The sequence below is a fragment of the Asaia platycodi JCM 25414 genome (assembly GCF_000614545.1).
Taxonomy (GTDB): Bacteria; Pseudomonadota; Alphaproteobacteria; order Acetobacterales; family Acetobacteraceae; genus Asaia; species Asaia platycodi.
Genome location: NZ_BAKW01000001.1, coordinates 223,622 through 238,512 on the forward strand (window position 1 = coordinate 223,622; position 14,891 = coordinate 238,512).

The following is a 14,891-nucleotide window of genomic DNA, read 5'->3' on the forward strand; positions in this document are numbered from 1 at the left end:
CCTTACTTCTTTCTGTTCTTCATCGTATCGGCTTTGAAGGTCTTGAGGGCCGCGAGGGCCTTTTCGACGTGATTGCCGGGGGATTCAGAGCTGATCGTCGCAATGATCTGCCCTTCCGGGGCGATGACATAGGTGACACGCTGGGCGATATCGAGCATCGGCATCTTGGCGTCGTAAAGGCGCGTAACCTTTCCGTCGCTGTCAGAGGCGACCGGAAACTGCCCCTTGATCTGGCTTACCGAAAAATCGTCGAGCTTGCTGATGTTGTCCATCGACACGCCGATGACGCTGGCGCCGAGTGCCGTGAATTGTGACATGGCATCGGCAAAACCATGGGCCTCCATGGTGCAGCCCTTGGTGAAGGCCGCAGGGTAGAAATACAGAACGACCGGGCCTTTGGCGAGAGCGTCACGTAGCGTGTACGACATCTCCTTGCCATTCTGGGTGGCTGGCAGGGTGAAATTGGGGGCTTCGGCTCCCTGTTTCAGCTCTGCCCTAGCAGCGGGCGCTGCTAGGATCAGGGAAAGGCCGAGCAGGGTCTGCAAGGATATGAAGGCAAGGCGACGGGACATGCGATCTCCGCACAAGATCAGGGTCAGAACGATGATCCCGGAGAGACGACCACGCAGGGCGTGTCGCGGCCCATCTTCCGGCAGGCTGCCACGGCATCGTCATGGGAAAGATTGAGCAGGCGCGCCCGATAGAGATGCGCCCGCCCTGACTGCACCGTGGAAACCTGACTACGTGCGCCAGAGAGTGAAGTTCCTGCATGGGTTTGCGCTTGTGCGACCGCCCGTGTTGCCTGAACGGCGGAGTTATAGGCGCCCACCTGAATGGCCCAGTTTCCTGATGGCACATTGCGTGGCGCAGGTGCTGGCTGGGCGCTGCGCTGAGAAGGACGGGGGGTCATGACCGCAAGTACAGGCTCTGCCGACAGGCGACGCCCGACCGGTATGGGTTGCACGGCGCGCGCCCCGCCCACGCCTGGGCAACGCTGTCGGTGGACGATCCGTCATCATCCTGCGTGTTCAGGCTTGCCATCTGAACCGGGGCGCTGCGTGAAGGCGAGGTTGCGACAACACCGCGGGCAGCCCAGGCGGCACTGACCGAAGAGCGGCTGCTCGCAGGAGCCTCGGCGACCTGCATTTCCTGCTGGTCGGCACGATAGGTTGCGGTCTGGGCCTGCTGGCGCCATGCGGCACGAACAGAGGCCGTCTCACTATCGTTCTGCGCGACCATCGTGGCGGCAGAAGGATCGTGCTGTGAGACAAGCAGGTCGCAGCAGAACGGTTCCGCGGCCAGATGCCGGCAATCTGCGGCCCCACATGGGCGACATAACGCCGTGTCTCTCGAGGCAGGGAACGCCCACGACGCAGATAGGAATCGAGACTGCCAGGCCCATCATTATAAGCGGCAAGGAAGCCAGGCGAGCCGTAGATGTCATACATCTGGCGAATATAAGCCGTGCCCGCCATGATATTGTCCCGCGGATCATAGGCGTCATCGCCCAGATTATACTGCGAACGCATGTCGTCATAGGTCGGCGGCATGAGCTGCATCAGCCCCATGGCGCCCGGAGCCGAGGTCGTGAACTGTCCGTTGCGGTCGTAAAGCCGGCCCCCCGATTCCTGCATCATTACTGAGCGGATCCAGGTGCCAGGCACGTCGAAACGCTGTGACGCCTCCTCGATATACGGCCCCCAGGGGTCTTCTGGCGGGCCGGGTGGCGCGTAATAGGATTTCGCATGTTCGCGGTAATCGGCGGCTTCCTGCGCGACCGGAATCTGGGGTCTCTGCGGACCGCTCGCACAGGCCGACAGGAGGGCTGCAGCGCCCGTGATCATCAGAAGGCGTGAAGATTTCAGCCCCGAAAACAGGAACCGGCCGGCTTCTTCTTGTCCGACCTTGGCATTCAAACGGCGAGAACGGGTCATGATGGGCTTCACCTGATGCAAACCGAGCGTAGACCGCACTCTGCGGCATGAATGCGGCAAAACTACGGACCCGTTCCCCAGAAAGATAGCAATAAATTGAGGCGAACTCTTTCCGACTCACGCAGGCAAGGGGCGACAAGGCACGATAGTTGCGGAAACAGGCTTATCCGCTAGGGCGGAACGCTCGGAGCGCAGAGAAGCAAGAACCCGCAAAATCCCCTGGAGGGACATGAGTCAGAGTCGATATGCCCGTGCATGGAATGATCTCGCTTCAGGTCTGCGCGCCTGGCGGCTTGCCACCACGCTCGGCTGGACCGATGTCAGACTGCGTTATCGCGGCTCGGTGCTGGGCCCGTTCTGGTTGACCTTGTCTGCCGTGATCATGGTCGGTTCGATGGGCGTGATCTATGCGCGTCTGTTTCACATGAACCTGCACGATTATCTGCCTTATCTGTCGCTCTCTCTGGCGCTGTGGCAGGTCGGTCTATCCAGCCTTCTGCTTGAATCCTGCACCTGTTTCATCGATGCGGAAGCCAGCATCCACGCGATGAAGCTGCCTTTCTCGCTTCAGGCGCTGCGTCTTCTGGTGCGCAATGCCATCGTCTTTGCTCACAGCATTATCGTGCCCATCGGTGTGTTCGTGATCTACGGCGTCTTTCCTGGCCTGATCAGTCTTGCTGCGCTGCCGGGACTGGCTCTGTGGATGATCGACGGCTTCGCGGCCTGTCTTCTGCTCGGTGCGCTTTGTGCGCGGTTTCGCGATATCGGCCCGATCATCAGTGCCTTCCTGCAGATTGCCTTTTATGTGACCCCGATCATCTGGAAGCCCTCCCAGCTTTCTCCGCATCGAAGCCAGTTGCTCGTTCTTAATCCGTTTTACGATCTTCTGGAGCTGGTGCGCGGGCCGATTCTTGGCACTCTGCCGTCGCTTCCTGCCGTAATGATCGCGGTCGGTCTGAGCACGGTCTGGTGCGTAGGAGCCTTTCTTTTCTTTGCCCGGACGCGTGCGCGCCTGGCTTTCTGGGTTTGACCGCCATGTCCCTGACCCGACTGATCGACTACTCGCTGATCTATCCGATGTTTCATGGCAGTGCGCGTTCATTCAAGAAGAGCTTCTTCAAGGGCGTGAAGAGCAAGGTCACGGACCGGCAGAGCGCGGGTGGCAGTATCGTCAGCCAATCGGACACGACAGTGGTTCTGGCGTTGAGCCAGCTTACCCTGACGATTGAATCCGGTGAACGTGTCGGACTGATCGGGCATAACGGCGCAGGAAAATCGACGCTTCTGCGTGCGCTTGCCGGTATTTATGAATCCTCGCTGGGCGTCTTGCATGTCGAGGGCGATCTGCATGCTCTTCTGAGCCCGCAGGCTGGCATGAATACCGATCTCACAGGTCGTGAGAATATCCGGCTCTATGCGCGTTATATCGGCCTCAGCGATGCCGCAACAATTGCCTTGGAAGCTGATGTCGAGGCCTTTGCCGAGCTCGGCGCGTTTCTGGATCTGCCCGTAAGGCTCTATTCCTCAGGGATGGCGATCCGTCTCGGCTTCGGTCTTGCCACAGCGCCCCGTCCCGAGATTCTGCTGATGGATGAGTGGTTCATGGCGGGTGACTCCCATTTTCAGGAGAAGGCGCGGGAGCGCCTTACGCGGCTCATCGAGCATGTGCGTATTCTGGTTATTACCTCGCACTCGCTCCCCATACTGCTCAAATGGTGCACACGCATCATCTGGATGGAGGGCGGGCGCGTCCGTATGGACGGCCCGCCAGATCTGGTGATCGACGCCTATAAGGCAGTCAATCACGCTGATATCAGCCCTTGAAAATGCCGGTGATCGAGGCGAGCAGGGCAAGGGCTTCCTCACGCGGGCGCTGGAACGTGTTGCGGCCGATAATCGAGCCGAAACCACCGCCAGCATGAATGCCGCGAATGGTGTCGAGCAGTGCATCGGTCGTGATGTGGTCACCGCCCGAGAAAATGACGATGCGACGCCCGGCAAAGGTCGATTGCACGACGTGGCGAATGCGCGCTTCCATGGTCGAGATGTCGATCTTCTGCTCCAGATAGACGGCCTTGGCGGCGGGCAGTGACAGCACGTCGGTCGGGGGCTTGACCTTGATGATATGCGCGCCGCATTCGGCAGCCATGTGAGCGGCATAGGCGCAGATATCGATGGCAGTCTCGCCCGCCTTGTCGAGCATGGGCCCGCGCGGATAGCTCCAGACGATCACGACCAGACCTGCAGCCTTGGCCTCCTGCGCCAGCTCGCGCAGCTCGTTCATCTGATCGAAGCAGTATTCACTGCCCGGATAGATGGTAAAGCCGATCGCCGAGCATCCGAGGCGCAGCGCGTCGGCTACCGTGCCCGTGACGGCCTGATTCTTTTCTGTCGCCAGCGAGTTCGAGCTGTTGCACTTCAGGATCAGCGGGATCTGGCCTGCAAAGGTCGATGCGCCGGCCTCGAGCATGCCGAGCGGTGCTGCAAAGGCATTGAGCCCCGCCTCGATGGCGAGAGAGAAATGATAATGCGGGTCATAGGCCGGAGGGTTGGCGGCGAAAGAGCGCGCGGGCCCATGTTCGAAACCCTGATCGACCGGCAGGATCACCAGCTTGCCGGTGCCGGCCAGCACGCCTGTATTCATCAGGCGAACCAGATTGGCCTTTGTGCCGGGGTTATCGGCTTCGTAATTGGCAAGAATGGCTTTGACCTGGGGTGTCAATGACATGCAACGCTCCTGTCTTTATTATTGGCCATCGGGGCGGACACGATGACCAGAGGACTATAACGCTTTCTAACTGTCGCCACCTCGATCCGTTTCTTACGATGGCCGAACTAGCCTTCACAGATTCGACAGTGGTTTGCGTGGCGATGCATCCCGGACAGGATTGCCGCGTTCACGCGGCACCTCCGTCTGCGCCCTGTCGCGCCGTTTCCCGCCTCGGGAGGGGAGAAGGAGAGAGGAACCATGATGCGACATTTCGGCCTGCTTACCTGTCTCGCGGCTGGACCCTGCCTGTTTGCCTCATCGGCATTCGCCACGCCGGTTGCGCTTACCCATGCCCGACTGATCGATGGCACCGGAGCGGCTGTCCGGCCCGACGTTACGCTCGTGATCGATCACGGTCAGATCGTATCGATCGGGCAAGCTCCCGACGCCGGGGTGAAGACGATCGATCTTCAGGGCAAGACACTCATGCCTGCGCTGATCAGCGATCACAGCCATGTCGGACTGGTTGACGGCATGACCACCGCCTCGCGCAATTATACAAGGGCGAACATTCTGGCCGCGCTCGAACAATACAGGCGTTACGGCGTGCTGACGGTGACAGCGCTTGGCCTGAACAAATCGCCGCTTTTCGATCAACTGCGCCGCGAGCAGCATCAGGGTGTCAACCCTGGCGCCGATCTGTTCGGCGTGGATCAGGGCATCGGTGCGCCCGGCGGGATGCCGCCAGAGGCCATGGTCGAGAACATGGGGCATGACCAGATTTCTCGCCCCCATACCCCGCAGCAGGCGCGGCAGGCAGTTGATCGCATGGCCGATGAAGGGACCGATTTCGTCAAGATCTGGCTTGATGATCTGCATCTCACCAACCCGGCCAGACCGCCCCTTCCACTGCTCGGTGCGCCGGTATGGCAGGCTGCGATCAGTGAGGCGCACAAGCGTCATCTGCGTGTGGCCGTGCATATCCACGATCTCGATCTGGCGCATCAGGCTTTGGCTCATGGGGCGGATATCCTGGCCCATGGCGTGCGCGACAAGCCCGTCGATCCAGCGCTCGTCACACAGCTCAAGAATACCGGGGCGTGGTATATCCCCACTCTTTCACTCGATGAATCGACCTATTATTTTGCCGAGCATCCCGAGACTCTGGATCAGAGCGTGGCGCGTGACGCCATGTCTCCCGCACTCCGTGAATCGGTCGCTGAGGAGGCCTGGCGCAGGACGACACTTGCCAAGCCAAGCATTGCCGCCGCCCGTGCGGCTCTGGCCATGAACCAGCGTAATATACTCACACTCTACCGCAGTGGCGTTCACATCGGTTTTGGCACCGATTCCGGCGCCACCCCGCTGCGCCTGCCCGGATTTGCCGAGCATCGCGAATTGATCCTTCTGGTGCAGGCAGGGCTCACCCCACTCCAGGCAATCAATCTTGCCACCCAGCAGGCGGCCTCTCTGCTCGGCTTGCAGGATCGTGGCGTCCTGGCAGTCGGAAAACGGGCCGATCTGCTGGTCATTGACGGTGCTCCCGATCGCACCATATCTGATATCGGCTTGATTTCTCAGGTCTGGCAGCGCGGCACGCCTGTCTCTGACGGACTAGTTCTTAAAGGAAAGACACCATGAACCGTCATATCGGGGCTCTTCTGGGGGCAGCTCTTTTCGTCTCTCCCTCACTCGCCCTTGCACAGCAGGCGCCAGTCATGTCTCCCCGCCATTATGCCGATGGCACCGGAAACAGTGCGATAGACAGGCTGAACGCCTCTCAGCTCAACGATAATTATAAAGGCCCGTACTATCATCGCGGTGAGGCGCCTCCGGCATTTCAGCCGGTCCCGCTCCCCCCGGAGCCGCCACCGCCACCGCGTCATCCGCAGCGTCACCATCCGCACCCACACCCACTGCATCCTGGGCACGAGATGGGGCATGATCAACCGATGGTTCCGCCACGCTGACGTGATCGTTTCATGACCCATGCCGTCATCCTGGCTGGGGGGAGGGGGAGCAGGCTTGGTGGCTGTGACAAGCCGCTTCTCCCTCTTGGTCAAGGTGCGCTCCTCGACACGATACTGGAGCGTCTAACGCCTCAGGTATCGACGATTGCGCTCGCCATCAGGGGTGATCAGACCGGATATGCGCGTTTTGGCCTGCCTGTGCTGAGAGACGGGTGGGTAGACCAGGGACCGCTGATCGGCATCCTCTCCGCTCTCGAATGGGGGCGAGGCGAAGGAGCAAGCGAGGTTCTGACCGTATCAGGAGACACGCCTTTCATACCGCGTGATCTGGTCTCACGGCTCTCACCCGGGCCGTCCTGCGCCATGAGCCGTGAGCGATCTCATCCGCTCATTGCCCTCTGGCCGACAACATGCCTCTCACTACTCCGCGACCATCTTGCAAGGGCTCTCGCCTCGGGTGCGCGGCGTCAACTGGCTGTGCGACGATTTGCCGAAAAGATCGCCATGCGCGACGTGTCATTCGACGATGAGCCGGACGATCCATTTTTTAATATCAACACGCCGGAGGATGTGGATGCCCTCGCTCTACGCTCCTCCCGGCGCAGCTAGATCAGGCCGAATTCCCGCAAGGCAGGCACAAAATTCTCGTTTTCATGACGTGAGCGGGCAAGTTTGACCAGCGCGAAGCGCTGCAAGGGATGGAGGGTCTGCCAGACCACAAGGTCAGGGGGCAGCACGTCGTCCTGTCGAGCCTGAGCGAGAATACAGTCAGGCACGAGTGACGTATCGCGCCAGAGAAAATCGTCATTATTGGCAAGCGTTTTCGACGGCTCATCGCAATGCACGGCGATAAGCGCCACCAGCCTGTCACGATAAGCGGCCTGCTCCGGCGCTGTTTCGCAGGGCAGATGAAGAAGCTCGCGACGTGTGTCCGGGGAAAACTGGCTCCACTGTCGCAGGCTCAGCTTGATGCCACAGCAATCGAGCTTGAGGCGTACCCTCATCGGAATGCAGCGAAGCGAACCGGCAAAATCGTGCTCGAAGGCGAAAAAATCGGCCTGGGGGTCAAAACTCATGCGGCATTCATCTCGACGGTTTCCGGTTTGATCAGGCGATGCGCGCCACAGAAAATGGCAAGGCGATCGGGGCGGGCATTGCCGATAAGGGTCATATCGGCCTTGCGGGCGATCTGTATGGCACGATCTGTGGGAGAGGAAATTGCCACCAGCGTCGAGATGCCCAAAGTCAGAGCCTTTTCGACCATGTCATAGGAGCAGCGGCTGGTAACGAGGCAGAAGCCTCGCCCGGCGTCGCGAGGAGACTGGCTGAGAATGCCGATGAGCTTATCGAGAGCGTTATGGCGGCCGATATCTTCACGCACATAGTGGATCACCCCGTCGGCGCTGCCCAGGCGGCCGCGTGAACCATATGTACTTTCTGATTGAGCACCTGCAATTCAGGCAGGGCAGTGAGTGCCTTTCGGATGGCGGGCACCGGAATGCTGTAAGCCGGCAGGCAAGGTGCGGGGGTCGCGATATCGTTGAGATCGGTCACGCCGCATAGACCGCAACTGCTGCTTCCGGTTAAAAGCCGTTGTCCTCGGCGGATCAGTCGGCTGAAATCGCTGCCTGGAATGCGGACATGGGCCGAAAGCTGATCCTCATGCCTTTCAATATGACAGGAAATCAGATCCGACGGCGTGGCGATAATTTTTTCAGTCAGAATGAATCCGAGGACGAAATCATGCAGATCGAGCGGGGTCACCATCATCACGGCATGCACATGAAATTCGTTGAAAATCAGTGTGAGCGGCGTTTCTTCAGCAATGCCAAGCTCGGTGCGTTCCTGAACGCCGTCTGACCCGATCGTGATGGCGTGGCGCAGCAGATGCGCTGCGGCAAGACTGTCCGGTCGTATCGTCATGGCACCCTCGCCGCTGAGATCACACGCACGGGAATGGATTTCGCAGCCGGGGTACCGCTGATTTCGTCATGATGATTGAGCGGCAGAAGCGGGTTGAGCTCAGGGTAATAACCTGCGATCGCGCCACGCGGCATTGGATAGGCAATGACAACCAGATCGTCGACGCGGCGGGAAATACCATCGGTCGAAAGCGTTTCGAGACCGACAACCATTTCCTGTTCGAGCCCGCGTTCTGCCATGTCTTCGTCATTCATGAAGACAACCATCCGGGTGTTGTAGATGCCGCGATAGCGGTCGTTCATGCTGTAGATGGTTGTATTGAACTGGTCATGCGAGCGTATGGTCGATAGGCGCAGCATGGTGTTGTCTTCAACGTCGGCATCGACGGCAAGACCGGGGAAAAGCAGGAATTGCGCTTTGCCCGACGGGGTTTTCCATACGCGGCGGCGCGGCGGAATATCGAGATGGAAGCCTTGCTTGTTGCGTATGCGTGCATTGAAATCGGCATATATCTCCGGATAGACGGCGGCGATCCGGTCGCGGATCAACCCGTAATCGGTAGGAAAGAGCGCCCAGGGGATCGTGCTGTCAGGCAATGTCGCCTGAGCCATGCCGCAGACGATAGCGACTTCCGACAACAGATCGGGGCTGGCGGGTTCCAGGACGCCGCGCGACGCCGTGACATTCGACATAGCGTCTTCGATGGTGATGAACTGCTCGCCCGTCGCCTGACGATCGATTTCCGAACGGGCGATCACAGGCAAAATCAGCGCGTCGCGTCCATGGACGATATGGCCGCGATTGAGCTTCGTTGCGATTCCCACGGTGAGGTTCAGACGGCGCATCGCCTCATAGGCGCGTGGCGTGTCGGGAATGGCATGGACGAAATTGCCGCCCATGCCGATAAAGACCTTGGCCGTACCTGCCAGCATGGCCTCGACTGAATCGACTGCGTGGTGGCCGTGGGCGCGCGGGGGCTCGAAACCGAAGACGTCGCGCAGACGGTCGAGATAGACCTGGGTCGGCCTCTCATCGATGCCGACCGTGCGGTCTCCCTGGACGTTGGAGTGGCCTCGGATGGGCGCGATACCGGCGCCTTTCCTGCCGAAATTGCCACGCAGCATCAGGAAGGCCGCGATCTGCTGGATCATGCGCGCGCCCTGCTGGTGCTGGGTAATGCCCATGCCGAAACAGATGATCGTAGCCTTCGATTGTGCATAGATTGACGCTGCGCGCATGATCTGGACTTTCTCGATGCCCGAAATTCGCTCGATTTCCGCCCATTCCAGCCGGATGACCTCATCGCGTAGCGCAGCGAAGCCCTCTGTATGCGTCTCGATAAAGGCGTGATCGAGAATCGTCTCGCCTGCAGCCTCGCGCTCGAAAAGCGCCTTCATCATTCCCTTGAAGAAGGCGAGATCACCGCCGATGCGGATATGAACGAATTCCGTGGCAATGGCCGTTGAACCGCCCGTCACCATCGTTACCGGATCCTGCGGCTCGGTAAAACGGATCAGCGCCCGTTCTGGCATTGGGTTGACCACGACGATCGGGACGTTGCGCTTGCGGGCATGGGCGAGCAGCCCCATCATGCGCGGCGAGTTTGTGCCCGTATTCTGCCCGACGATGAAGATGGCATCGGTATGGTCGAAATCATCCATCACCACCGTGCCCTTGCCGATGCCTATGGCATCGGGTAGCCCGCGGCTGGTCGGCTCATGACACATATTCGAGCAATCGGGAAAGTTGTTCGTGCCAAAGGCCCGAATGAATACCGAGTAGAGGAAGGCCGCTTCGTTAGAGGTGCGACCGGAGGTGTAGAATTCGGCCTGATCGGGAGAGTCGAGGCGGCGCAGATGGGAGCCGATGAGATCGAAAGCCGCCTGCCATGTGCAGGGAACGTAATGATCCGTCTGCGGATCGTAACGCATCGGTTCGGTCAGGCGCCCCTGTTCCTCAAGCCAGTAATCGCTTTGTGCAGACAGCGCGGTGACGCTGTATTCGGCAAAAAATGTCCGCGTGACCCGCCGTTTCGTCGCCTCGACCGCAAGCGCCTTCACGCCGTTTTCACAGAATTCGATCTTCTTGTGATGGGTCGGATCGGGGAAGGCACAGCTCGGCATTTGAAACCTCCCGGCTGGTTCATCGAAAGCAAGGCGCGTGAGCCCTTGCTGACAACGCTCTGCTCCAGCAGGGCTTTTGCCGTTGCCTTGACTGCACCCCACCCCCCTGCCGGATGGTGATACGGCTTGAAGATGGTCTTGCGGTCGGGCATCGGGTGGGTCTCCGTATAGGGGGCAGCGCTCGCCACCATATACGCATGAACCTTTCCAGCGTCGGAATCGCTCCCTCATATCTGCGTGAAGCCGATCAGAAGCTGCTGACTACAGAGAAGAATGTCCCGCGCCTCTGGCCGTACTGAGCCTGTGTTACCCCCACGCCGCTACCGTCGCGTAACTGGTAGCGATGGTCGAACAGATTGACCACATCGGCGCGCAGCTTGAGACTGTGTCCGACCGGCACTCTGGTAAAGGTATGGGCATAGCCGATATTGAACACGGCATAAGACGGCTGTTTCTCCAGATTGGCAAAGCCGCTGCGCAGTCCGTAGCCATAGAGAAAATCGAGATAGGCCATGTCATGCCTGTCGGCGTAGGAAATACCTGCCGATGAGGTGAACTCACCCTGATGATCGAGCTGGATGCCATGACGTCTGACATAGTCCAGCTCGGCGACTTCGAATTGGTATTGCGCCGAGTTGATGTCTTTCGCCCAGGTTTTGACGAAAGAGAAATTGCCGTACACCGACCACCCGCCATGACGCCATGAATTGCCGATTTCCGCGCCATAGACGCGGCCCCGGCGATAGCTGAACGGTGCGAGAATGACCGCACGACCGAACTGGCCCAAGTCGCCCTGATCACGTGCCCATTTGCCATAGGCATCGATCGTGATCTGATAATCGCGCGTGACATGCTGCAGAATACCGACATCGACGTAGTTGGATTTCTCTACGCGCGTCGGTGTGTTCAGCATCGTTTGCGGCGCATTGGTCGTGCCTGCGAATTTGGCGAGCGTCGTATCCGAGATATATTGAGGCGAGGGCGGTGCGAAATAGCGCGAATAGCCGAAATGGACCGTGGTCGTTTTCGACGCCTTCCAGACCATATTGGCACGCGGCTGAGCTGCCCCTCATTATGGAAGGACGACGCAAAACGGTCATAGCGCAGCCCGTAATTGAAGGTCAGCTTGGGCGTGATATGAAATTCGTCCTGGATATAGGCCCCGGCCTCGACCGCCCAGTTGCCACTGTTATCGATGATCCGTTTCGGGTCTGTGGAAATCTGCTCTCCCGCCTCGTTGATCGGAAAGGCAAGTGTGTTCGTGTCCAGACGCTCGGAGGTATATTGCCCGAGCAGACCGAAGCGCAGCACATGGTGGGGCGCTATGTCGTAGGAGGTGTCGAATTGCAGCCCTCCGGTCGTGAAATCATTCACCTCGTGCTGCGAAATGCCGGAGAAGGCGAGATCACGATCCGGATCGTTGCGATAGCCGATGCGGCCGTATCGGAAATAGGGCGAGACCTGCAGGTTCATCTTGTCGGTGCTGCGCTGATAGGACAGCACGGCATAGTAGTTCTGCTCGGTCTGCCCGTTACCCAGAAGGCGCGACTGGATGCTCTGGTCGTCGGGCGCAATGGTGGAGGACTGATAGAGGATCGGCAGACCCGTCGTGTTGGGAAGCTGGAAATCCGAATAGGAGGCGCTGGTCAGCAGGCTGATACGGCTCTCGTCATCAAGCTGATAGGCCAGATAGCCGAAGCCTTTCTCCTGCTGGGTGAAATCATGCGTGGCCCGGAAGGCGTTCGTCGGATTTTCAATGCCGATATCGTTGCGATTATAAGACGCCGTCACGAAATAATCCCATCGGTCTTTCGAGCCGCCAAGCTGCAGGGATGGAACGAACGTGTTGTAACTGCCCCCATAGAGCGAGATCTGATTGTTCTTGAGGCTGTCACCCGTCTTGGTTTTGACGTCGACCACGCCAGAGGTGCGAAAGCCGAACTGTGCAGGGAGCGTGCCGGTCAGAAGATCGACTGATGGATAATGCGGCTATCGAGTTCCTGCCCGAAACCGTTCAACCCTTCCGGAAGCAGCACACCGTTGACGCGATAGGTCAGCCCCCCATGCTCACCACGCACATGCACCTCGCCATAAGAATCCATCACGACGCCTGGCAACCGAAGCAGGATCTGGCTGAAGGCGGCATTCTCGCCGCCCGGTGTGACCTGTATCTGTCTCTGATCGATGCCGTAGGAAACCGCCCCCAGACCCGGCGCAAGGCGACCACGCGCCTGATCGAGATGGGCGGTTACGGTGATATCCTCGCGACCGGGCGGAAGCTGCACGGCAGCTTTCCCGCCGACTGTGGGCGCGGTTGGGGCGCCGCCCGGATTATGATGCTGCGCATCTGAGGGGGCGGTTGCAGAGGCTGTTTTCGCGGGGATTTTCGCGCTTGCAGTCGCGGCTACCGGGCGAGATGAATGGGGCCTGGGGGCAGATTTTGCCGTCTGCACCTCCTGCGGCGATGTTGTCGTCAGCGCAGTGCCATAATGCGTCTTTCCCTCCGACGCCTTTGCCTCCGCGGCCAAAAGACACACGAGACATTGTCCTGCGAGAACCGAGCCCATCAGCACCGGTCTCAGGGAGGTCGGAGCCAGCGCGGTGAAAGAGCACAAATGAGCAGATGTTTCAAGAAATCCCTTAAGCTTTCTTGAATAGCATTTGCTATATTGCGAGGTGGCAGAGAGCATGGCTTGGACTTTCACGGCGTATAAAAAAGGGAGAGGGGGCCTCGCCTCAGGCGGCGAGGGTGTCGTAGAGCAGTTTGAAGTTCAGGAGCAGGATGATCGCCGCGACAGCCCAGGAGAGGCTTTCATGCCGGGGGATATCGTGAAACGTCCCATTTTGCGTCTGTCGGACACGAACATCACCAGCGGGATGACGGCGAAGGGGAGTTGAAGAGACAGCACGACCTGGCTGAAGATCAGCAGCTTGCCGACGCCATGATCGCCATAAAAACCCGTCACGACCACGACCGGGATAATGGCCAGTCCACGGGTGATGAGACGACGCGCCCAGTGCGGTATGGTCAGATGCAGAAACCCTTCCATCACGATCTGCCCGGCCAGTGTGCCGGTGACGGTGGAATTCGTGCCTGCTGCCAGAAGGGCAACGGCGAACAGCGTCGAGGCGACGCCCATGCCCAGAACAGGAGAGAGCAGGCGGTAGGCGTCTTCGATTTCCGCCACATCCTGATGGCCGGTGCCGTGAAAAGCGGCAGCAGACACGATCAGAATGGCAGCGTTGATAAACAGCGCCAGCATAAGCGCCACGGTGCTGTCGAGCGTTGCCCAGCGTAGTGCGTCCTTGCGACCGGCATCATTGCGCCGGTAGTCGCGTGTCTGCACGATGGAGGAATGCAGATAGAGATTATGCGGCATGACCGTCGCGCCAATAATGCCTATGGCGATATAGAGCATGGCCGGATTGGTCATCACGCTGGCGCGCGGCAGGAAGCCGGAGAGCACCGCAGCCACCGGAGGGGAAGCCGCCACGATCTGCACACCGAAACACACGGCGATGACGCTCAGCAGCGCGATGATGAAAGCTTCGAGATAACGAAACCCGCGATTCATCAGAAACAACACGATCAGCGCGTCGGAGGCCGAAATCAGTGCGCCGAAAAGCAGCGGAATGTGAAACAGCAATTGCAGCGCCACCGCCGTGCCGATGACTTCGGCCAGATCGCAGGCGATGATCGCCAGTTCGCAGGTAAACCACAGCACAAACGAGACAGCAGGGGGGAAATGGTCGCGGCAGGCCTGAGCCAGATCGCGCCCGGTCACGATACCCAGACGCGCAGCAAGCGCCTGAAGCAGAATGGCCATCAGGTTCGAAATCATGATGACCGAAAGCAGGGTATAGCCGAATTGCGCCCCGCCCTGCAGGTCAGTGGCCCAGTTGCCGGGGTCCATATACCCCACGGCCACCATGTAGCCTGGTCCCACAAATGACAGAAAGCGCCTGAGCCAGCCCGCGCCTTCGGGCGCCACACGCACAGAGGAGAAGACCTCGGGCAAACTATGCCCGTCTGCCCCGAGCGCACGCGTAAAGCGCCACGGCGTGCGTTTCAGACCGGGCCGGTCGGTTCCGGTGTGTTCGGCTTCGGTGGGGCAGGTTCCTGTGCGGGCGGGGGGCAGGACATGGGGCGCTACTCAAACCTAAGGCTTATCAATATGCAATATGCTATATTAATCGAAACCGAACATTCTGGACCGATAACGTCCTGTTG

At 59.5% G+C, this 14,891-nt stretch carries 10 protein-coding genes and 4 pseudogenes; 5 read left to right on the plus strand and 9 right to left on the minus strand.

Going from position 1 to position 14,891, the window contains the following annotated elements:
- Nucleotides 1-2 precede the first annotated feature (2 nt).
- Genes JCM25414_RS01055 through JCM25414_RS24015 form a run of 3 tightly spaced genes read right to left on the minus strand, consistent with a single transcriptional unit; the run spans nt 3 to nt 1,934 of the window.
- Nucleotides 3-572 carry a peroxiredoxin gene (locus JCM25414_RS01055; RefSeq protein WP_025840447.1) on the minus strand — a complete coding sequence of 190 codons (570 nt, stop codon included), beginning with the start codon at nt 570-572 and terminating at the stop codon, nt 3-5.
- 23 nt (nt 573-595) lie between these two features.
- Nucleotides 596-982 carry an SPOR domain-containing protein gene (locus JCM25414_RS22750; RefSeq protein ID WP_242403211.1) on the minus strand — a complete coding sequence of 129 codons (387 nt, stop codon included), beginning with the start codon at nt 980-982 and terminating at the stop codon, nt 596-598.
- Nucleotides 983-1,028: 46 nt separating this feature from the next.
- Entirely contained in the window at nt 1,029-1,934 is a 906-nt protein-coding gene (locus JCM25414_RS24015) for a lytic transglycosylase domain-containing protein (protein WP_408734852.1), read from the minus strand.
- A 229-nt stretch (nt 1,935-2,163) separates the two neighbouring features.
- Here JCM25414_RS24015 and JCM25414_RS01065 point away from each other — a divergent pair, with 229 nt between their 5' ends.
- On the plus strand, nt 2,164-2,964 hold the full coding sequence (locus JCM25414_RS01065; protein WP_025840448.1) for an ABC transporter permease: 801 nt from the start codon (nt 2,164-2,166) through the stop codon (nt 2,962-2,964).
- A 5-nt stretch (nt 2,965-2,969) separates the two neighbouring features.
- On the plus strand, nt 2,970-3,758 hold the full coding sequence (locus JCM25414_RS01070) for an ABC transporter ATP-binding protein (RefSeq protein ID WP_025840449.1): 789 nt from the start codon (nt 2,970-2,972) through the stop codon (nt 3,756-3,758).
- Here the strand turns inward: JCM25414_RS01070 and JCM25414_RS01075 are convergent.
- A complete protein-coding gene (locus JCM25414_RS01075; protein ID WP_025840450.1) occupies nt 3,748-4,662 on the minus strand; it encodes a class I fructose-bisphosphate aldolase in 915 nt (304 codons plus the stop codon). The two genes, JCM25414_RS01070 and JCM25414_RS01075, sit on opposite strands and share 11 nt — an antisense overlap.
- A gap of 240 nt (nt 4,663-4,902) precedes the next feature.
- Here JCM25414_RS01075 and JCM25414_RS01080 point away from each other — a divergent pair, with 240 nt between their 5' ends.
- Genes JCM25414_RS01080 through mobA form a run of 3 tightly spaced genes read left to right on the plus strand, consistent with a single transcriptional unit; the run spans nt 4,903 to nt 7,223 of the window.
- On the plus strand, nt 4,903-6,285 hold the full coding sequence (locus JCM25414_RS01080) for an amidohydrolase family protein (RefSeq protein ID WP_025840451.1): 1,383 nt from the start codon (nt 4,903-4,905) through the stop codon (nt 6,283-6,285).
- Complete coding sequence (locus JCM25414_RS22160; protein WP_148300884.1) at nt 6,282-6,614, plus strand: hypothetical protein; 333 nt, start codon at nt 6,282-6,284, stop codon at nt 6,612-6,614. The genes JCM25414_RS01080 and JCM25414_RS22160 overlap by 4 nt, the downstream gene beginning before the upstream one ends.
- 12 nt (nt 6,615-6,626) lie before the next feature.
- Entirely contained in the window at nt 6,627-7,223 is a 597-nt protein-coding gene (gene mobA / locus JCM25414_RS01090) for a molybdenum cofactor guanylyltransferase (RefSeq protein ID WP_025840454.1), read from the plus strand.
- On the opposite strand, the gene JCM25414_RS01095 is transcribed toward mobA, so the two are convergent.
- The 5 genes and pseudogenes from JCM25414_RS01095 to JCM25414_RS15710 form a co-directional block, all read right to left on the minus strand.
- Nucleotides 7,220-7,690, minus strand: coding sequence for a nitrate reductase associated protein (locus JCM25414_RS01095; protein WP_025840455.1), 471 nt, complete (start codon nt 7,688-7,690; stop codon nt 7,220-7,222). The two genes, mobA and JCM25414_RS01095, sit on opposite strands and share 4 nt — an antisense overlap.
- Nucleotides 7,687-8,537 (minus strand): annotated as a pseudogene (fdhD, locus tag JCM25414_RS26270) (formate dehydrogenase accessory sulfurtransferase FdhD). Before fdhD ends, JCM25414_RS01095 begins: the two are co-directional and overlap by 4 nt.
- Nucleotides 8,534-10,812, minus strand: a pseudogene (locus tag JCM25414_RS15700) (FdhF/YdeP family oxidoreductase). The pseudogenes fdhD and JCM25414_RS15700 overlap by 4 nt, the downstream one beginning before the upstream one ends.
- Nucleotides 10,813-10,907: 95 nt before the next feature.
- A pseudogene (locus JCM25414_RS26900) lies at nt 10,908-12,930 on the minus strand (TonB-dependent receptor); the annotation flags it as partial.
- Between the two features lie 466 nt (nt 12,931-13,396).
- Nucleotides 13,397-14,733, minus strand: a pseudogene (locus tag JCM25414_RS15710) (Nramp family divalent metal transporter).
- Nucleotides 14,734-14,891: the final 158 nt, after the last annotated feature.

Excerpts from the sequence above, each read along its gene's own strand:
- JCM25414_RS01055 (WP_025840447.1), bottom strand. The coding sequence starts at position 572 with ATGTCCCGTCGCCTTGCCTTCATATCCTTGCAGACCCTGCTCGGCCTT.
- JCM25414_RS24015 (WP_408734852.1), bottom strand. The coding sequence starts at position 1,934 with ATGACCCGTTCTCGCCGTTTGAATGCCAAGGTCGGACAAGAAGAAGCC.
- JCM25414_RS01065 (WP_025840448.1), top strand. The coding sequence starts at position 2,164 with ATGAGTCAGAGTCGATATGCCCGTGCATGGAATGATCTCGCTTCAGGT.
- JCM25414_RS01070 (WP_025840449.1), top strand. The coding sequence starts at position 2,970 with ATGTCCCTGACCCGACTGATCGACTACTCGCTGATCTATCCGATGTTT.
- JCM25414_RS01075 (WP_025840450.1), bottom strand. The coding sequence starts at position 4,662 with ATGTCATTGACACCCCAGGTCAAAGCCATTCTTGCCAATTACGAAGCC.
- JCM25414_RS01080 (WP_025840451.1), top strand. The coding sequence starts at position 4,903 with ATGATGCGACATTTCGGCCTGCTTACCTGTCTCGCGGCTGGACCCTGC.
- JCM25414_RS22160 (WP_148300884.1), top strand. The coding sequence starts at position 6,282 with ATGAACCGTCATATCGGGGCTCTTCTGGGGGCAGCTCTTTTCGTCTCT.
- mobA (WP_025840454.1), top strand. The coding sequence starts at position 6,627 with ATGACCCATGCCGTCATCCTGGCTGGGGGGAGGGGGAGCAGGCTTGGT.
- JCM25414_RS01095 (WP_025840455.1), bottom strand. The coding sequence starts at position 7,690 with ATGAGTTTTGACCCCCAGGCCGATTTTTTCGCCTTCGAGCACGATTTT.